Here is an 18,198-nt window from a genome sequence, read left to right as displayed (position 1 = left end):
CTCAGCGCAGCCACAGCGTGAGCAGCGCGGGCGTGGCCGCGACGAGCGCGCCCGCCCCGAAGGCCAGCAGCACCTGGAGGAAGAAGAGGTCCTCCAGCCGCTCCATCAGCGTCATCTCCACGCGCTCGATACCCAGCGCCTCCAGGTTCCGCACCGCGGTGGCGGAGTCCGGCGCGGAGACGACAGCACGCAGCGCCAGCACGCCCAGGACGCGGCGGGACTGCTCCATGAGGAAGCGCTCCACCTCCGCCATGCGCGAGGAGGACGCTTCGCTCCGGGCCTGCTCGACCTGCCGCAGGTGCTCGCTCAGCGACTCATCCACCACGCGCGACAGCTCCTCGCGCGACAGCGAGCCTGTGCCCTGGAGCCGCCGCGACACCTGCACCGTGACGGGCTTGAGGACCGCGTACATGCGGCCCACGACACCCCGCTCCTTCGCCTCGTGGGCCAGCCGCCCCGATACGGCTTGCAGCATGAACGCGTAGCCGCCCGACACGGACAGCGCCAGCGGGGGCAGCACCACGCCCAGCACCACCAGCCACGTGGGCGGGGGCGCCCCCCCCAGCCACCCCGGCAGGAACCAGGTGCCCGCGCCAACAGCCAGCCCCACCAGGCCGAAGAGCACGCCGCCCTTGAACGCCCCCAGCAGGCCTGCCCCCATCAACAGCAAGGCCATTCGCAGCCCCTGCCCCACCACACGCACGACGCGCATCGACGGATGCTCCCGGGCGGAGACCGCCCACAGTGCCCCGCAGCGGCGAAGCGCCGGTTCCAGGGTCGGGCAACGATTCCATGCAGGCGGGCTTCGCACCAGGGATGGCCCCAGCCACGGGCCCCACGCGCGTCCTCCTGAAGGGCGGCGCGGTGTCCGGTTCCGGACGGCTGAGATGGGCGCCACCTCATTTCCTGACAGAATGGAAATGCAAGATGTCCGGGTGACTCGGGCCCCTGGACATCCACGCTGGCGCCCCGTCACGGCCGTCCCCTTTTCCGGAGTGGAGGCTGTCCATGACGACGTCGTCGTTCCTGTCGATGCGCCCCCTGCGTTACGCGCTGCTGTCCCTGTCGATGCTGGCGTTCGCGCCCACCGCGGACGCGGCGCCGAAGGCCCTGAAGCCTCGCGAGCTCATCGCCAAGCCCACCGGCCGCGAGCTGGCCGCGGACACCTACGTGGAGCGCATCGTGGTGAAGTTCCACGAGGGCAGCCGCGTGCGCCTGCGCGACCACCGGCTGGTGGCCCTCGCGTCCGAGCGGGACGCGGCGGAGCGCTCGCTCCTCGCCGGACGGAGCCTGGATGACGCACGCCTCCAGGGCGACCTCACCCGGGTGGAGTCCCTGCTGGCGCGCGCGCCGCGCACCGGCGCTCCAGCCCGGCTCTTCGACGAGCCCGAGGCCACGCTGGAAGCGCGCAAGGCCGAAGGCGAACGGCGAAGCGGAGAGCAACTGGCGGACCTGAACCTCTACTTCGAGGTGCCGCTGCTGCCCGGCACCACGTCCGAGCGCGTGGCCGACCTGGTCGCCGCGCTCAACGCGCTGGACGGCGTGGAGGTGGCCTACGCCGAGCCTCCTCCCGAGCCGGCGATGGTGAACTTCGGCATGGACGCGGCGGTGCGGAGCCTGCTCGCCGCCTCGGACCTCCCGCCCACCACCCCGCTCTATGAGAGCAACCAGGGCTACCTCAACGCCGCGCCCGGCGGCGTCGACGCGAAGTACGCGTGGACGGTCACCGGTGGCCAAGGGCAGAACGTGAAGGTGGTGGACATCGAAGGCGGCTGGCGGACCACGCACGAGGACATGCCAGACCTCTTCCACATGGGCGGCACCCAGTACTCCGACCTGGGCTGGCGCAACCACGGCACGGCGGTGCTGGGCGAGATTGTCGGCGCGCCCAATGCGTACGGCGTGACGGGCGTCGCGCACCAGGCCCAGGCGGGCTACGAGTCCATCGGCTCGCAGAGCACGGCGAGCGCCATCTCCCGGGCGGCCGCCGCGGTGGGCAGGGGCGGCATCGTCCTCATCGAGTTGCACTCAACAGGCCCGTCCGACGGCACGGCGTGCACGTGCAACGCCACTCAGTGCAACTACATCGCGATGGAGTACTGGCAGGCGAACTACGACGCCATCAAGACGGCCACGGCCAACGGCGTCATCGTCGTGGAAGCGGCGGGCAACGGGAGCGCCAACCTGGATGCGTCCGCCTACGGCGGTCGGTTCAACCGCGACACGCGGGACTCGGAGGCCATCGTCGTGGGCGCCAGCACCGCCACCACCCGCGCGCCCATGTGCTGGACCAACTACGGCAGTCGCGTGGACGTGCACGGCTGGGGCGAGCGCGTCTACAGCATGGGCTACGGCAACGTGTTCGGCTCCAGCCACGGCGAGGACCAGTACTACACGTCCAGCTTCAGCGGCACCTCCAGCGCCTCGCCCATCGTGGTGGGCGCCGCCGCCAGCGCGCAGGGCGTGGCCCTGGCCAACGGCGACCGGCTGACGAGCGCGCAGATGCGCGCGCTGCTGCGCGAGACGGGAACGCCGCAGGCCTCCAACGCGCGGCAGATTGGCCCGCTGCCGAACCTGCGCAACGCCCTGCCCCGGGTCATCGCCGGCGACTACTGAAGCAGGCCGCGCCGGTGCCCGCCGCCCGCTTGAGACGGTGGCGGCAGGCCCATAGACGAGGCGCGGCCACCGAGCCCGGCCGCGTCGGTCCCCACCGTCCACGGAACGACGAGGGCACTGCTTCCAAGCAGCGCGGCCGCCCTCGCTTCGTCGGTCCCACCGCCCATTCGGAATGTTGGGGGCACTGCCTCCAAGCAGCGCGGCCACCCAGTGCGGCTTCGTCGGTCCCTACCGCGCGCCGTAGCGCCGGTGGTCCACCATCAGGCAGCGGTCCTGCACCACCTGGATGCCCGCCTTCGCCAGCTTCTCCGCGGCGGCGTCATTGCGGATGCCGGACTGGAACCACACCGCCTTCGGCTTCTTGGCGATGAGCTCGTCCACGTGCGCGTCGATGTCCTGCGGCCGGCGGAACACGTCCACGAGGTCCAGCTCGCCGGGCACGTCCGTCAGCCGCCGGTACACCGGCTTGCCGAGGATGTGCGTCACGTCCGGGTAGTAGACGGGCACCGGCACCACCTCCACGCCCGCGCGCGCCAGGTAGTCCGGCACGTAGTAGGCCGGCTGGCCCGACTGCTGCTCCGTCTTGATGCCCAGCACGGCCACCCGCCGCGCGCTCTTCACCACGCGCTCCACGCCCGCTTCATCCTCGATGAGGTTCTGCTCCCAGGTCATCGCGCCTCCTCCTGGAGCCCCTCTGCCCGGGACTCCGTCGTGACAGTCCACGCCTCGCCCGCCACCGTCGCCCGCACCGTGAGCTGGCGGCTCACCGGCACGAAGCGCCCTCGCGCCACCAGCTGCTCTCCCTCGCAGGACACGCCCGGCGTGAGCTCCGGGCGGCCCGCCATCACCCACGCATCCGTCAGCGCGTCCGGCGCCTCCTCTGGCAGCGCGTCCAGGCAGCGCAGGCTCAGCACCACCGCGTCTCCCAGCGGCGTGTTGCGAGTGCCTTGCACGGTGCGCTCCAGGACGTAGGCCACCTGGCTGTCGCCCATGGGCACCAGGTCCACGGCCCAGCTGCGCTGTCCCTCGGTGAGGTTGCGCTGGAGCAGGCCGGAGAACTTCACCTCCCACTCGCGGCGCGCGCGGGCCTCCATCTCCTCGGGTTCGAAGAAGCGCTCCAGCACACCGGCCTCCGTGCCCGTGGGCGCCACCTGGCGCAGCGCCTCCTGGGCGGCCTCGGGCTCGACGAGCTTCACGAAGGTTCCATCCGCCGCCAGCCAGGCCTGCAGCGTGAAGCGGGCCAGCACGTCCGCCACACTGGTAGGCACCTCCTGGCCGTTGCGCCACAGCCGCGAGCGGGGCACCACCTGCGCCAGCAGCCAGCCGCCTTCCGAGGGCGTGAAGCGCGTCTGCGTGGTCAGCTCCACCTCCTCGCGAAGGGCCTCGCCGCCGCGCTCCACCGAGCGCACGCTGCGCTGCGTCTCCGTGAGGACGCGGTCCACCGGCGGCTGGAAGTCCAGCCGGACCGTCGCCGGCCGCGGCTCCGAGGGCGGCACCGAGAGCGACGCCCTGTGGCTGCAAGCGGTGACGGTCAGCGACAGCATGAGACTGCACGACAAGGGCCCGGGACGCATCGCGGCTGCACGCTGGCAGAAAGCGCCCGCGCCCGCGAGCGCTTCCACCAGCGGGCGTCCACCAGGGGCGCCTTCCTGTTCAAGGATGACGCGTCTGGCCCTCCGGCGCGTCCTCCACCAGGTCCCGGCCGATGTTGCGGCGGTCCCGGTTCACCCCGTCGTCGTCCTTCAGGCCGCCCTGGGCGGACCGGCGAGCAGCCTCGGCCAGGTCCCGCATCACCGCCTCACGGCTGGCGTAGTCCTGGCGGGGCAGGCTCTTGAAGAGGTTGATGATGTCGGGGGGAGCGCCTGCGTCCGCGGCGGCGGCCACCAGTTGCTCCCGCTCGACGGGGTAGTCCACGGCGTCGAGATGCGGGGTGATGGAGAGCGCCGGATCCTCCGCGAGTCCATAAGCCATCGTGCGTCTGCCTTTCTGCCCGGGCGCCCTGGCCCCGGCCCCGGTGCGTTCGTGTGCCCTGACAACCTGGGGATGACCGGGGCGCCAGACCACCCGGGCGCCCCCGTCCGCGCCGCCGCACGTCCAGGGAGCCAGCCGCCTTGCTCGCCTCCCGGGGTAGAGTGCCCGCGACGCCGTCCATGCAGGACGTCTTCCCCCGGACCTGGTGCGCTGCGCATTCCCGGGTCCGTGTGGCCGGTCGGAAGTCAATGTGAGGGAGGCGGACGCCGCCGCATTCCGTTACAGCTACCGCCGTGCCAGATGGGACATCGCCCAGGAGTCGACACAACCATGACGGAGCAGATGGCCGAAGAGATGCTGCAGCTGTCCACCCAGCTCTTCGACAAGATGATTTCCCAACAGCAGGCCAAGGTCCTGCGCCTGGCCCGTGAGGCCGTCCCCAACATCTCCCCGGAAGAGGTGCGCAATTCCCACGACTTCCCGGAGCTCAAGGAACATCCTACATTCGAGTTCGAGGATGGAATCCTGTCCGGGCTGATTGCGGCCCAGATTGCCCTCCGGGCGGAAATCAAGGGACGGCTGCCGCTTGAACCTCCTGCATTCTGACGCTCGGCTGCCTGCCTTTGCCGTCCGAGCCCTCGTGGGTTACTGGTTCCCGCCGTGAGCATTCCCTCTGGATTCAGCCCGCCGCTGGCCCGGGAACGGCTGGTATCGGCCCTGGCCGCGGAGCCCCCGCGGCTGGACCTGGCGGCCCTGGCCATCGCCACGTTGGACAAACCCCTGCTGGACGCCCCCGGATGTCTGCACATGCTGGACGTGCTCGCGTGCCGGGTGCAGGTGGAGGCGGAGCGACTCAGCGAGAAGGGCGAGGTCCTGGCGCCGCTGCGAGCGCTGCGCCACGTGCTGGCGGACATCGAGGGCTTCCGCGGCAACGAGGACGACTACCACTCGCCGGAGAACAGCTTCCTGGACCAGGTGCTGGAGCGGAAGCTGGGGCTGCCGATAACGCTGTCCGTCGTCTACCTGGAGGTGGCGCGGCGCGCGGGCATCTCCCTGTACGGGGTGCCCTTCCCCGGCCACTTCCTGGTCGCGCACGACGCGGGGGACCACAAGCTCGTCATGGACCCGTTCCACCACGGGGACATCCTCACCGAGCACGGCTGCGCGGAGCTGCTCAAGCGCGTGGCGCCGCAGCTCAAGTTCGACCGCAGCATGCTGGCGCCCGCGCCGGTGGAGCTGATTGCGTACCGGATGCTGTCCAACCTGCGGCGCGTGTACCTGGGCCGTGAGGACTGCGAGCGCGGGCTGGCGGTGGTGGACATGCTGCTGCTGCTCGCGCCGGACCACCCGGGCGAGCTGCGCACGCGCGCGGCGCTGCTGGGCAGCCTGGGCGCCTACCGCGCGGCGCTGAAGGACGTGGAGCGCTGCCTGGAGCTGTCGCCCGACGCCCCCGACCGCGAGCGCCTGGAGATGACGGCTCGCGAGCTGAGGGAGCGCGCCGCGCTGCTGAACTGACGACCACCGGGGCCCGCGTGGGCCCGGGGAGGACTTTCACGTGTCCCAAGGGGTGAAGCCCTGGCGCAGGCTGCGCCGCGGGCTGGAGCAGGACTACACCGTGGCCCGGGTGCGCCAGGACTGGTGGGCAGACCCGCGCACGGCCCTCGAGCACCCGCGCGTGCGCGTCGACTGCGCGGACTGGGTGACGGTCATCGCGGTGACGCCGGACGACCAGCTCGTGCTGGTGCGGCAGTTCCGCTTCGGCATCGGCGCCAGCACGCTGGAGGTCCCCGGCGGGATTGTCGACCCGGGCGAAGCCCCCGAGGTCGCCGCGGCGCGCGAGCTGGAGGAGGAGACCGGCTACGTGCCGGGCCGGCTGGTGCCGCTGGGCCAGGTGCACCCCAACCCCGCGTTCCAGGGCAACCTGTGCTTCAGCTTCGTCGCACTCGACTGCGTGAAGCGGCACGAGGGCCGGCAGGACGAGGGCGAGGACATCGTGGTGGAGCTGCATCCGCGCGCGGACCTTCCCCGGCTCATCCTGGAGGGCCACATCACCCACTCGCTGGTGGTGACGGCCTTCTTCCTGGAACGGCTGCGCGCGGAAGGCCCGGGGGCGCCGTAGCCGCTCGCTTCAGTGGCCCGAGCAGCCGCAGCCACAGGCGTCGAAGAAGGGGGACTCGCCCCGCGCGCAGACGAAGAAGACGGCCTGGCACTCACTCCGGTCCTTCGACACGTACCGGCGGCGCGCGGCCTGGGCATCGCACGCCGTGCGGTCCTCCATGGGCTGCGACGCCTCGGCCGCATCCCCTTCCCCGGAGAGCGCACCGCAGCCCGCGGCGAACAGGGCCGTATACAGCGCCAGGACGCCCTTCAGGTCGAACACCCGTCGCTCCTCGGACTGGCGAGCGCCCTTCGCGTTCGCCTGTGCAGGGATGCAACGTGGGGACCGTCCCCTCGGACCGGGAGCCCCCGCGGAGAGGAATGCCCGCCGCGAGTGGACGGCGCCACATTCCGAGCGTGCGCGGACGGACATCCGCCGCCGCGGCCCGCTGCCGGTGTCGGACGGCGCACGCGGACATCGGCCCGCGGGGAGCCCCTGCCCTCGACGACAATGGGGCTCGCAGTGTGTCGCCGGGACGGCTTCGCACACGCCCCGGCGCAGCGGCGGCTTGGAGCGGCGGACCTCCATCGAGCTCACGTGCCCTGGCGCAGCGGGCGGCCGAAACGAGATGCTCGCGGATGGCGCCGCGAAGCGGCCTCCGGGCGACGCCCCACGAACGGGCGCCACGTCCCCTCGCCTGCGGGCTTACAGGACGGAGGTCACCGGGCCTTCTTCGCGCGCGGTCGGCGCCGCGGCGCGGCCTTCGCAGCCGGCGCTTCCGCCTCCCGTTGCCACGTGCCGGAGCGCCCACCCGACTTGTGCTCGAGCTGCACCGCGTCCAGCACCATGCCGCGGTCCACGCTCTTGCACATGTCATAGACGGTCAGCGCCGCGGCGCAGGCCGCCGTGAGCGCCTCCATCTCCACGCCCGTGCGGTCCACCGTCTTCACCTGCACGCGCACACGGAGCCCCGCCTCCTCCGGCACCAGCGACACCTCCACGCCCGCGAGCGCGATGGGGTGACACAGGGGAATGAAGTCCGGCGTGCGCTTGGCGGCCATGATGCCCGCGAGCCTCGCGGCGGCGAGCACATCCCCCTTCTCCACCTTCCCCGCGAGGATTCGCTCGCGCGTGGCGGGGAGCATCCGCAGCAGCGCCGTGGCCACGGCCACGCGCTCCGTCTTCGGCTTCTCGCCCACGTCCACCATCTTCATCGGCGCACCCCTTCCGCCACCGCGGCGAGCAGGTCGTCGGCGATGTCGTCGGGGTCTTCCAGGCCCACGGACACGCGGATGAGGTTCTCCTGGATGCCGGCCGCCGCGCGCTCCTCCGGGGTGAAGCGGCGCGCGCTGGCGCTGGCCGCGTGCATCACCAGCGTGCACACGTCCCCCAGTGAAGGGCCGGGCCGGCCCACCTTCAGCGCCTCCAGGAAGCGCATGCTCTCCGGCCGCCCCGCGCCCTTGATTTCGAACGCCACCATGGGGCCGCCGCCCAGCAGCAACGCATGGGCGGTGGCGTGGTCCGGGTGGGACGGCAGCCCCGGGTAGATGACCCGCTCCAGCAATGGGGACTCCGCCAGCCGCCGCGCCACGTGCGCCGCGTGCTCCACATGCGCCTTCATGCGCACCGGCAGCGTGCGCAGCCCGCGCAAGGTCAACCACGCCTCGAAGGGGCCCAGCACATCCCCCGCGAGGACACGCGCGGCGCGCAGCGGCGCCATCCGCTCACGCGAGGCGCTCACCGTGCCGCCCAGCGCGTCGCTGTGCCCGTTGAGCCACTTGCTGGTGGACTGCACCGCGTAGTCCGCCCCCAGCGCCAGTGCGCACTGGCCCACGGGCGACGGGAAGGTGCCGTCCACCACGAACGTCGCGCCCACGTCCCGGCACGCCTTTGCCAGCACGCGCAGGTCGGGCACGCGCAGCAGCGGGTTGGAGATGCTCTCCGCCAGCACCATGCGCGGCTTCAGCTCGCGGATGCGCCCGGGCACGGCGGGGTCCGTCATCAGGAGCGCGTGCAGCTCCACGCCCAGCGTGGCGCACAGATTCTTGTACAGCGCGCGCGTGACGCCATAGCCATCCGCCGGCATCACCAGCCTGTCGCCGGCCCGGAACCCCTGGGCTTCGAAGACGGAGCGCAGCGCCGCCATGCCGCTGGCATACGCCACGCACTCCTCGGCGCCCTCCAGCGCCGCCACCGCCTCTTCCAGCAGCGTCGTGTTGGGCGCGCTGATGCGGGCATAGGCGTAGTCCTTCCCGTCCAGGGCGGCGTCCAGGTCGTCACTGCTGTCGAACCAGTTCACCGCCGCCGGGTAGATGGGCGGCGACACCGGCACCGCCTTGCTGCCGGACAGGCGCGACCCGGCGTGCACCGCCACCGTCTTCTGCTTCGAGCTCATGGCCTTGCTGCGTCCTTCTCGGGATATGGAAAGGCCGGCCCTGGTGGAGGGCCGGCCTGGGGATGCTCGCGGCTCCTCGCGCGAGCCTGAAGGCTACTCGCCGTGCTCGATGAGCCAGCGCTCCGCGTCGATGGCGGCCATGCAGCCCGTGCCCGCCGCGGTGATGGCCTGGCGGTAGTAGTGGTCCTGCACGTCACCGCAGGCGAAGACGCCCTCGATGTTGGTGCGCGTGGAGCCTGGCACCGTCTTCAGGTAGCCGCCCTGGTGCGTCTCCAGCACGCCCTGGAACAGCTCCGTGTTGGGCGTGTGGCCAATGGCCACGAACAGGCCCGTCGCCTTCACCAGCTGGCTGTCGCCCGTCTTCAGGTTGCGCACCACCGCGCCATTCATGCCCTTCGCGTCGCCGACGACCTCCTCCACCGCGGAGTCCCACATGAAGGAAATCTTCGGGTTCTGCAGCGCGCGCTCCTGCATCACCTTGGAGGCGCGCAGCGTGTCGCGGCGGTGGATGAGGGTGACGTGGTTGACGATCTTCGCCAGGTACGTCGCCTCCTCCATGGCCGTGTCACCGCCGCCTACCACCAGCACGTCCTGCTTCTTGAAGAAGGCACCGTCGCAGGTGGCGCACGCGGAGACGCCGCGGTTCTTGTAGGTGTCCTCGCCCTTCACGCCCAGCCACTTCGCGGTAGCGCCGGTGGAGATGATGACCGTCTCCGAGCGGTAGCTGACGCTCTCCCCCTGGATGAGGAAGGGGCGCTGGGAGAAATCCACCTTCACCACGTTCTCCATGTGGATGGTGGTGCCGAACCGCTCCGCCTGCTTCTGGAAGCGCTCCATCAGCTCCGGGCCGGTGATGGCCTCCGGGAAGCCCGGGTAGTTCTCCACGTCGGTCGTCACCATGAGCTGCCCGCCCGGAACGCGCTGCGGGTGCTCCAGCGTGGGCCCTCCGGCGAACACCACCGGCTGCAGGTTGGCGCGCGCGGCGTAGATGGCCGCGGTGTAGCCCGCGGGCCCCGAGCCGATGATGGTCACCTTGTTGATCTTCTCCTCCGCCACGACTCCTCCCAAATCTCGTTGATGGCCCCAAGGTACCAGAGCCCCTCGGGCACGTGATACGAAGCTGGCCTCATGGATGCCGCCGTCCTCAAGAAGGTTGCGCTGTTCGAGGGTTTGACCCAGGGACAGCTCGCCAAGGTCGCCCAGGTTGGCCACTTCCGGTCCTACCCGGCGGGCGCCTTCCTCTTCCGTGAGGGGGAGGCCGGCCAGGAGATGTTCGTAATCGCCGAGGGCAAGGTCCGCATCTCCAAGTCGGTGCCCGGCATCGGCGAGGAGGCGCTCGCCATCCTGGAGCCCGGCCAGTATTTCGGCGAGATGGCGGTAATCGAAGACTCCCCCCGCTCGGCGGACGCCATCGCCCACGTGGGCTGCTCCGTCTGGGTCATCGAGCGCTCCCGCCTGGACCAGCTCATGTTCACCGACAAGGACCTGGCGTACGTGCTGCTGTGGACCTTCGTGCGGACCCTGAGCGAGCGGCTCCGGGAGACGAACGACAAGATAAAGGCCTTCTTCGCCATCTCCCGCTTCTGACGCCCCTCTCACTGCCTGAGAGCCGCGCTGGAGCAAGGCTGTCCGTCCGCCGCCCGAGCCCCTTCTTGCGTGTCGGGACGGGTGGGCACTCGACTCCCCAGGTAGCACAGGCAGGCACACGTGTTGCTTTGTCCCCGCCTCGTGGAGGGCGGCGGGATGGAGCAGGCGGCGGGAGCGGCGTGGGCGGGCGAAAGGTCGGTGAGGGCGCGTGAGGTGGGTGGCGTGGAGGCGTCCCGGGAGCGCCTCTTCCGGTTGGGGGCGGCGGCCCTCACCGACCCGGAGCTGTTGTGTGTGGTGTGGAATCCCGGGCCGCGCTCGCCCGGGGCCTGGGCGCTGGCGGGGACGCTGCTGACGCATGGCGGAGGCCTCAAGGCGCTGGCGCAGGAAGAGCCGCTGGCGTTGAGCCTGCGGCCCGGCCTGGGGCGTGTCCGGGCCGCGCAGGTGCTGGCGGCGCTGGAGCTGGGTCGGCGTTCCCAGCGGGCAGGTGAGCGGCGCCCCAAGCTGCGCACGCCCCGGGAGATTGCCGCGTACCTGGGGCCGGTGCTGGGGGCGCTGCGGCGCGAGGTGTTCCACGTCCTGTGCTTCAACGCACGCAACGTGCTGCTGCACGACGCGCGCGTGGCGGAGGGCTCCATGAACGCGTGCCCGGTGGACCCGCGCGAGGTGTTCGCCGCGGCGCTCACCGCGCGCGCCACGGCCATCGTGCTGGCGCACAACCATCCCTCGGGGGATCCCGAGCCCAGCGTCCAGGACGTGGCCCTGACGCGACACCTCGTGGAGGGCGCGCAGCTGCTCAACCTCAAGGTGCTGGACCACGTGGTGATGGGGGACGGCGGCTACGTGTCGATGCTGGAGCGGGGGCTGCTCCCCGACGAAGCGAAGGAGAAGCAGCGCGCATGGAGCGCGAATGGAGGCGGCGGATGATGGTGGGCATGGTGGGGCTGTGGGGCGCGGTGCAGGTGGAGCTGCTGGAGGACACGCGGGCACAGGTGGTGCGACTGGACACCGGGCAGGCCTGCACGGTGGAGCGCGCGGCGCTCCCCTCGCGCGTGCGAGAGGGCGACGTGGTGGTGGATGGCCGGCTGGAGCCAGGGCAGACGGAGGCACGTCGCCAGGACGTCGCACGGCTTCGGGCGCGGCTGGCTGTTCCACTTCAACCGGGACTCGAGCTGTGAAGGGAGGCCGCGTGCCGGCCTCGTTTCCGTTGACGGCTGGACCAGGATGATGAACATGCGCGCGATGCCGGTGGACCTGCCCTACCTCGACGAAGCACAGCAGGGGCTGGAGCGCCACTTCGGCCTGTCCCAATTCCGGCCGGGGCAGGACCAGGTCATCTCCTCGGTGTTGAGCGGCCGCAACACGCTCGTCGTGATGCCCACTGGCGCGGGCAAGAGCCTGTGCTACCAGCTGCCCGCCACGCTGCTGCCGGGGCTGACGCTGGTGGTGTCGCCGCTGATCGCACTGATGAAGGACCAGGTGGAGCAGCTCGCCGCGCGCGGAATTCCGGCCACCTTCATCAACTCGTCGCTGTCGGACCTGGAGCGCGCGGAGCGGATGCGTCGGCTGCGCGCGCGGGAGTACAAGCTCCTCTACGTCGCGCCCGAGCGCTTCCGCAGCATGAGCTTCCTGGAGACGGTGTCTTCCCTCGGAGTGGACCTGTTCGCCGTGGACGAGGCGCACTGCATCTCCCAGTGGGGCCACGACTTCCGGCCGGACTACGCGCTGCTCGGTCAGGTGCGCAAGCGCCTGCGCCCGCCGCGCACGGTGGCGCTCACCGCCACCGCCACACCGGAAGTCCGCGCGGACATCGTGCGCGTCCTGCTGATGAAGGATCCGCAGGAGTTCGCCATGGGCTTCGACCGCCCCAACCTCTTCCTGGGCAAGCAGGAGGTGGGGGGCGACGCGGACCGGCACGAGGCCTGCGCGCGGCTGGCGGGCACCGGAGGCAGCGGCATCGTCTACTGCTCCACGCGCCGGGCGGCCGAAGGCGTCTTCTCGGAGCTGCACGGGCGCGGCGTGAAGGCGGTGCTGTACCACGCGGGCATGGACGACGACGCCCGGCGCCGCGCCCAGGACACCTTCATGTCCGCGAAGGAAGCGGTGGCGGTGGCCACCAACGCCTTCGGCATGGGCATCGACAAGCCGGACATCCGCTTCGTCGCCCACGCCAACATCCCCCGGGCCGTGGAGGCGTACTACCAGGAGATTGGCCGCGCGGGCCGCGACGGCCAGGCCGCGCGCGCGGTGCTGCTCTTCAACCACGCGGACGTCTTCACCCAGGAGCGGCTCATCCAGAGCAGCCACCCGTCCGAGGCCGTGTTCGGCGACGTGTGGAACGTCCTCCAGTCCGTGGAGGAGTTCGACCGGGGCGTGCACGCGCTCGCGGGCACGGTGAACGCCAGCGAGTTCGAGGTGTCCGCGGCCCTGCGCATCCTCGAACGCGAGGGCAAGGTGGAGCGCGGGGGCCGCGGCGAGGGCGAGCACGGCATCACCCTGCTAGAGAAGGCCGCCTCGGCGCAGCCGCACTCACCGGACGCCCAGCGGCTGCTCAAGTCGCTGCTGGAGACGTTCCCCGTGGGCCGGCAGGTGACGACGGAGCTGCCCATCCTCGCGCGCCGCATCGGCCTGTCCGTGGACGAGGTGCGCCACGCGCTGGGCCTGCTGGAGAAGGCCCATGTGGCCAAGGTGCGGCGGCCCTTCGCCGGGCGCTCCATCCGCGCGCTGGAGCGGGTGCCCTTCCGCGAGCTGGCACTCGACCTGAGCCGCGTGCGAGAGCAGGAGCGACAGAACCTGGCCCTCCTCCGCCGCATGACGGAGTACGCCTACACGGACCGGGACAAGAAATGCCGGCGGGCCACCCTCCTCCGCTACTTCGGCCAGCGCGACGCGGGCACGTCATGTGGCAACTGCGACGTGTGCGCGCCGGAGAAGATGCCCACGCTGCTGGCCCACGGGCCGTCCGCCTCGCGCTCCCGCGGCCCGTCCTCGGCGGCGGCGCTTGTGGTGACGAACTACAGCGAGCTGGCCGCCACGGAGCTGCGGCGCTGGCGCAAGGAGCTGGCGAAGGATTTGGGCGTGGCTCCCTTCATCATCTTCAATGACGCCACGCTGCTGGGCCTGTCCGCGGCACTGCCCGTGGACCGGGAAGGCTTCCTCGCGGTGAAGGGCACCGGGGAGAGCCGCTGGGAGCGCTTCGGCCCCAAGGTGGTGGAAATCTGCCTCATGGCGCGCGCCGCGGGGCACGAGCCCCAGGCCGTCCCGGAGGCCTCGGCCCGCGCGCGCAAGCCCACCGTCCGGCGGCGGGGCTGAAGACGCGGGACGGGGGGCCGCCCGCAGCTTCAGGACCGGCGACGGCCCTCGCGGAGGGCACGCCGCGCCAGCAGCATCCGGACGCCCCCCATCAACGTGCCCACCACCATGGCGAGCAGGAAGATGACCACCATGGTGGTGAGGCCGAAGACGACGCGCACGCCGGCCTCGGAGATGCGGCCGGAGAAGTAGGCCGCGCGCAGCGGCTCCATGGCGCCCGTCAGCTCCAGCGCCCGCGCGGGGAGCGAGTCCAGCGACAGGGACAGCCGCTGGAGGAAGGGCAAGGGGAAGTAGCGCAGGGCAATCTCCACCCCGAGGCCCAGCAGCAGATAGATGAGCGACAGCAGGAACGCGTTCCCCCACATGATGTGGAGCAGTGGGGAATCCGTCCGGGAGGAGAAATACCGCACGCTACCTCGCCGCCTTCTTCTTGAGGCTGGGCAGTGCCTTCTTCACGCGCGCCGCCTCGTTCGAGCCACCCGCCAGCTTCAGGAACGTCTCGTAGGATGCCACGGCCCGCGGCAGCTCGCCGGGCTCGCGCACCAGCAGGTCCGCGAGCGCCAGGTGCGCCACGCCGTCCGCGGGCTCCAGCGCCACGGCCTTCTCCAGCGCGACCTTGGCCACGTCCTCCTGCCTCTGCTTGAGCGCCACCATGCCCAGCGCGAGTTGCGCACGCCCGTCGAAGGGCGCAAGGCGCACCGCCTCGTCCGCCGCGGTGCGGGCATCCTTCAACGCGCCCGCGCCCAGCAGCGCCCGCGCCATGGTGGCCCGGGCGAAGGCCTTGTCCCAGACAGTGGGCGCCCGCGCCGCCAGGTCCTCCAGCGTCCGCGCGGCACCGCGCCCGCCGCCAGGCAGCTGCGCGTACAGCTCGCCCACGCGGCCGCAGGTGGCATCCGGGCCCTCCCGGCGGGCCGCGGCGAAGGCCGCTTCCGCGTTGGCGCTGTTGCCCTGGCGCATGAAGGCCAGTGCAATCTCGCAGAAGGTCTCCGCGTCCTTCGGGTCCAGCTTGTTGGCCCGCTCCAGCGCGGAGAAGCCGCCCCGGGCGTCGCCCGTGGTGAACAAGATGGCCGCGCGCAGCTTGTGCGCCTCGGCGTCGTCCGACGCCAGCTTCACCGAGCGGGCCACCGCGGCCTCCGCGTCCTTGCGGCGGCCCGCGTGGAACAGCGCCAGCGCGAAGCCCTTGTGCGCCGCCGCGTTGCCGGGGTTCTCCAGCTGCCACGCCTCGAACTGCTTGAGCGCCTCCTGCGTCCGCCCCAGTGACAGCAGCGTCCGTCCCAGCGCATCCCGGGCCTCGCCATGCGAGCCATTGCGCTCCACCGCCTGCGTCAGCGGCTTGAGGGCCATGTCCGGTAGCCCCCGCGCCAGCATCAGGCGCCCCAGCGAGCATGCCCCCTCGTAGTCATGCGGGTCCTTCTGGGCCTCCTCGAACTGGGCCTGCGCCTTGTCGTAGGCCCGCTCGCGCCAGTAGAGCTGCCCCAGCGCCAGCCGCATGTCGTTGCGTGGACGCTTCGCCGCCTGCAGCGCCTTCTCCAGCACCTCGCGCGCCTGGGCGCCGTTGCCCTCGGCGGCGTCCGCCAGGGCCAGCCAGGAGACGGCCTCGGGCGGATAGCGGTCATTCACGCGGGTCCGCGCCAGCTCGGCGCGCGCCCGCTTCCAGTCCCCGAGCCGCGCGTAGGCGGCGCCACGCACCAGGGACACCTTGCGGCCCCCTTCCGCGTCCAGCCGGGACAGCACCTCGCGCTCGCGGTCGCGGTCCAGCAGCACCCGGCCCAGGCCCTCGCGGGCCTCTTCGCTCTTCGGGCGCAGCTTGAGCGCGGCCTCATAGGCGGCCTGCGCGGCGTCCAGCGTCCCCGCCGCCCGGCTGGCGGCCCCGAGCGCCAGGTGGAACTCGTAGGCCAGCGGCCCCTGGGTGCCCTTCGAGAGCAGCGCGCGGGCCTCCGCATGCTTGCCCAGCGCGGACAACAGCTCGCCGTGCACCAGCTGCTGGCGTGCCTTGAGCTGCTCGGGAAGCTTCGGGTCCTCGCCGAGCGGCGCCATGTCCGCCAACGCGGCGTCCAGATCCTGATAGAGCGCCAGCCGCGCCTCCGCCTGGCCGATGCGGGCAGAGGGATGCGCTGGGGATTTCTTGCGCGCGCGCTCGTACATCTCGATGGCCTGAGGAAAGTCCTCGGACGCCTTGTAGTAATCACCGAGGGCCACCAGCGCGCGGACGTTGGCGCCGGACGCACGGAGCGCGCGGTCGAAGCGCTCGAGCGCCTGCTTCTCGTCCTTCGCCTCCAGCAGCAAGCGGCCGGCGAGCGCATGCACCTCGGTGCTGTCCTGCTGCGAACCCAGCAGCGCACTGCGGGCCAGCGCGCGTCCCCGGTCATCCGCCACCAGCACGTTGGTGACGAGCACCAGCCCGGGCGCCGCGTCCTTCACGCCCGGCCGCTCCAGGGCCTCCAGGGCCTGGCGCCGGTCGTCCGGGGACTGGCCATGGTCGGCGAACCGGAGCGCGTGCGCCCAGGCCGTCAACGCCCACGCCCGGGTGCTGCTGTCGTCCATCTCCCGCGCCCTGCCGAGGTGCTCCAGCGCCGCATCGAGCGAGGCGCCCGTGTCCTGGAGGATGAGCTCCTCGGCCCGGGCCAGCGTCTCGCTCAGCGTCTGGCCGCCCTGGCGCGCGCGGATGTTGATGAAGCTGATGACGACGATGGCCAGCACCACCACGCCCACCACGACACCCGCGACCTTCACCCCGTGCCGGGCGATGAACGACGTCTTGGCGGCCTCGCGCGCCAGCTTCGCCCGGAGCTCCTTCTCGTACTCCGCGGTGAGCGTTTCCGTGTCCGGCTTGCGCGCATTCGACTTCGCGCTGGCGGCGGCCGAGACTGGCGCCGCGTCCGGGATGTCGTCGAGCAGGGAGCGCTTGCCCCCCGGGGCCCGCACCGCCGACGTGGAGGACACCGCCGCGGGACGCGCGCTCGAAGGGATGGCCTCGGGCGGAGGGAGGTCCCCCAGGAGGCCGCCCGCTCCGGACGACGCGGCGGCATCGGCCGCCATGGCCTCCGCCACCGAAGCCGGCTCTTCATCGGCCACGGGCCGCGAATCCGCGGCGGACGGGTCCTCGATGATGGGCACCTGCTGCGTGGCGGCGTCATCCGGGGCCGCGTCCTGCGCGGAGGCGGCAGCCTGCTCGGCGCCACCGGGCTCCTCGGAGGCGGCATCCTCCTGCCCACCGGAAGTCGCCTCCTCCGTCGCCCCCACGCCTGACGCATCAGCCGCCTCGGCAGCTCGCCGCACATCGCCCGGCCGCGAGGCGTCCTCGTCGTCGCCCAGGCCCAGGTCGAGGCTGGGCACTTCCGAGCCCAGTGCGGCCTGCGCCCCCGGCAACTGTCGGTCCAGCAGGCCCAGCGCCGCGCCCGCGTCGCGGACCGGCCGCGCGCCCGAGCGTGCGGCCTCGCCATGGTGCGCCGACGCATCCCCCGACGGGGTCGCCTCACCGTCGCGCCCGGCCGCCTCCGCGGCGTCGGACCGCGAACCATTGCCCTCCCCTGCGGTCCCACCCGTCGCGGCACCCTCGCGCACCGCGGCCGGCCCCGTGCCCACCGAGGCCTCACCGTCCGGCGTGTCCTCGCCACGCGCTCCCGCCGGCTTCACCTTCGCGGCATCACCGAGCGCCGCGGCACGCAACCTCGCGGCGGCCATGGGCGCCACGGTGGACGTCGAGGCCTCCGCCTCCGTCCTGGGCGCCTGTTCGGCCGCGCCCTCCTCCGCCGCGGGCTTCTCCAGGCCCATCAGGTCCGCGAACACGGGGGCCGGCCCGCCCGCCAACGCCTGCTGGGCCTGGTCCAGCCACGTCTTCACGCGCCCGTCGTTGGGCTGCAGCGCCACCGCCTTGCGGAGGATGGGGAGCGCCGACCGGTACAACCCGCGCTGCAGCAGCACCTCGCCAATCAGGTTGTAGGCGTAGGGGTTGTCCTTCTCGATGGAGATGGCCTGGTCGAACTGCTCCATCGCCTCGGCCGGACGGCCCTGCTGGATGAGGGCCTTGCCCCACAGCACGCGCCCCACGATGGACGTGGGGTGGTGGGAGATACCTTGCCCGCAGACCTCGATGGCGCGCGCCGCGTCCCCTTTTTCCAGCAGGGCCTTGGCGAGCTCGACGAAAACGGAAGAAGTGGGGTCCTGCCGGAGGAGCTGTTCGTAACGCTCCACCATCGACTTGGCCATTGCGCGCGCGACT

Annotated in this window: 18 protein-coding genes; 8 read left to right on the top strand and 10 right to left on the bottom strand. The window is 71.9% G+C overall.

Going from position 1 to position 18,198, the window contains the following annotated elements:
• Position 1: 1 nt before the first annotated feature.
• Complete coding sequence (locus VZL07_RS24400) at positions 2 to 712, bottom strand: hypothetical protein (RefSeq protein WP_426750033.1); 711 nt, start codon at positions 710 to 712, stop codon at positions 2 to 4.
• A 296-nt stretch (positions 713 to 1,008) separates the two neighbouring features.
• Between VZL07_RS24400 and VZL07_RS24395 the strand changes: the two genes are divergently transcribed.
• Positions 1,009 to 2,616, top strand: coding sequence for a S8 family peptidase (locus VZL07_RS24395; RefSeq protein ID WP_426750032.1), 1,608 nt, complete (start codon positions 1,009 to 1,011; stop codon positions 2,614 to 2,616).
• Between the two features lie 228 nt (positions 2,617 to 2,844).
• On the opposite strand, the gene VZL07_RS24390 is transcribed toward VZL07_RS24395, so the two are convergent.
• The 3 genes from VZL07_RS24390 to VZL07_RS24380 all read right to left on the bottom strand — a co-directional run bounded on the left by VZL07_RS24390 (position 2,845) and on the right by VZL07_RS24380 (position 4,587).
• Positions 2,845 to 3,288: a CoA-binding protein gene (locus VZL07_RS24390; protein WP_426750031.1), complete on the bottom strand. Its 444-nt coding sequence runs from the start codon at positions 3,286 to 3,288 to the stop codon at positions 2,845 to 2,847.
• Positions 3,285 to 4,190, bottom strand: coding sequence for a hypothetical protein (locus tag VZL07_RS24385; protein WP_426750029.1), 906 nt, complete (start codon positions 4,188 to 4,190; stop codon positions 3,285 to 3,287). The genes VZL07_RS24390 and VZL07_RS24385 overlap by 4 nt, the downstream gene beginning before the upstream one ends.
• 79 nt (positions 4,191 to 4,269) lie before the next feature.
• Positions 4,270 to 4,587 carry a DUF2795 domain-containing protein gene (locus tag VZL07_RS24380; protein WP_426750028.1) on the bottom strand — a complete coding sequence of 106 codons (318 nt, stop codon included), beginning with the start codon at positions 4,585 to 4,587 and terminating at the stop codon, positions 4,270 to 4,272.
• 330 nt (positions 4,588 to 4,917) lie between these two features.
• Between VZL07_RS24380 and VZL07_RS24375 the strand changes: the two genes are divergently transcribed.
• From VZL07_RS24375 to VZL07_RS24365, 3 genes are all read left to right on the top strand, one after another.
• Positions 4,918 to 5,193: a hypothetical protein gene (locus VZL07_RS24375; protein ID WP_426750027.1), complete on the top strand. Its 276-nt coding sequence runs from the start codon at positions 4,918 to 4,920 to the stop codon at positions 5,191 to 5,193.
• An 84-nt stretch (positions 5,194 to 5,277) separates the two neighbouring features.
• On the top strand, positions 5,278 to 6,102 hold the full coding sequence (locus VZL07_RS24370; RefSeq protein WP_426757369.1) for a SirB1 family protein: 825 nt from the start codon (positions 5,278 to 5,280) through the stop codon (positions 6,100 to 6,102).
• Between the two features lie 40 nt (positions 6,103 to 6,142).
• Positions 6,143 to 6,706: an NUDIX hydrolase gene (locus VZL07_RS24365; RefSeq protein ID WP_426750026.1), complete on the top strand. Its 564-nt coding sequence runs from the start codon at positions 6,143 to 6,145 to the stop codon at positions 6,704 to 6,706.
• A gap of 9 nt (positions 6,707 to 6,715) precedes the next feature.
• Here VZL07_RS24365 and VZL07_RS24360 read toward each other — a convergent pair whose 3' ends face one another.
• The 4 genes from VZL07_RS24360 to trxB form a co-directional block, all read right to left on the bottom strand.
• Positions 6,716 to 6,967, bottom strand: a complete 252-nt coding sequence (locus VZL07_RS24360; RefSeq protein ID WP_426750025.1) for a hypothetical protein — start codon at positions 6,965 to 6,967, stop codon at positions 6,716 to 6,718.
• A gap of 437 nt (positions 6,968 to 7,404) precedes the next feature.
• Complete coding sequence (moaC, locus tag VZL07_RS24355; RefSeq protein ID WP_426750024.1) at positions 7,405 to 7,899, bottom strand: cyclic pyranopterin monophosphate synthase MoaC; 495 nt, start codon at positions 7,897 to 7,899, stop codon at positions 7,405 to 7,407.
• Entirely contained in the window at positions 7,896 to 9,080 is a 1,185-nt protein-coding gene (locus VZL07_RS24350; protein ID WP_426750022.1) for a trans-sulfuration enzyme family protein, read from the bottom strand. The genes moaC and VZL07_RS24350 overlap by 4 nt, the downstream gene beginning before the upstream one ends.
• Positions 9,081 to 9,173: 93 nt before the next feature.
• Positions 9,174 to 10,136 carry a thioredoxin-disulfide reductase gene (gene trxB / locus VZL07_RS24345; RefSeq protein WP_426750020.1) on the bottom strand — a complete coding sequence of 321 codons (963 nt, stop codon included), beginning with the start codon at positions 10,134 to 10,136 and terminating at the stop codon, positions 9,174 to 9,176.
• Positions 10,137 to 10,208: 72 nt separating this feature from the next.
• On the opposite strand from trxB, the gene VZL07_RS24340 reads away from it, so the two are divergent.
• The 4 genes from VZL07_RS24340 (at position 10,209) to VZL07_RS24325 (ending at position 13,976) form a co-directional block, all read left to right on the top strand.
• The gene (locus tag VZL07_RS24340) at positions 10,209 to 10,667 is read left to right on the top strand and encodes a cyclic nucleotide-binding domain-containing protein (RefSeq protein ID WP_426750019.1); all 459 of its coding nucleotides are present in this window, start codon (positions 10,209 to 10,211) and stop codon (positions 10,665 to 10,667) included.
• Between the two features lie 156 nt (positions 10,668 to 10,823).
• Complete coding sequence (gene radC, locus VZL07_RS24335) at positions 10,824 to 11,591, top strand: RadC family protein (protein ID WP_426750017.1); 768 nt, start codon at positions 10,824 to 10,826, stop codon at positions 11,589 to 11,591.
• Positions 11,591 to 11,842: a DUF3006 domain-containing protein gene (locus tag VZL07_RS24330; protein ID WP_426757367.1), complete on the top strand. Its 252-nt coding sequence runs from the start codon at positions 11,591 to 11,593 to the stop codon at positions 11,840 to 11,842. Before radC ends, VZL07_RS24330 begins: the two co-directional genes overlap by 1 nt.
• A gap of 46 nt (positions 11,843 to 11,888) precedes the next feature.
• Positions 11,889 to 13,976: a RecQ family ATP-dependent DNA helicase gene (locus tag VZL07_RS24325; protein ID WP_426750016.1), complete on the top strand. Its 2,088-nt coding sequence runs from the start codon at positions 11,889 to 11,891 to the stop codon at positions 13,974 to 13,976.
• 29 nt (positions 13,977 to 14,005) lie between these two features.
• On the opposite strand, the gene VZL07_RS24320 is transcribed toward VZL07_RS24325, so the two are convergent.
• Both VZL07_RS24320 and VZL07_RS24315 read right to left on the bottom strand, forming a co-directional pair.
• Positions 14,006 to 14,386 (bottom strand): hypothetical protein, encoded by a 381-nt coding sequence (locus tag VZL07_RS24320; protein ID WP_426750015.1) that lies wholly within the window; start codon positions 14,384 to 14,386, stop codon positions 14,006 to 14,008.
• Between the two features lies 1 nt (position 14,387).
• On the bottom strand, positions 14,388 to 18,185 hold the full coding sequence (locus VZL07_RS24315; RefSeq protein WP_426750014.1) for a tetratricopeptide repeat protein: 3,798 nt from the start codon (positions 18,183 to 18,185) through the stop codon (positions 14,388 to 14,390).
• Positions 18,186 to 18,198 lie beyond the last annotated feature (13 nt).

This window comes from Pseudomyxococcus flavus (genome assembly GCF_050038885.1).
In the GTDB taxonomy this organism is placed as follows: domain Bacteria; phylum Myxococcota; class Myxococcia; order Myxococcales; family Myxococcaceae; genus Myxococcus; species Myxococcus flavus.
The sequence above is the reverse complement of the archived record's forward strand: the minus strand, read 5'-3'. Positions and strand labels throughout refer to the sequence as shown.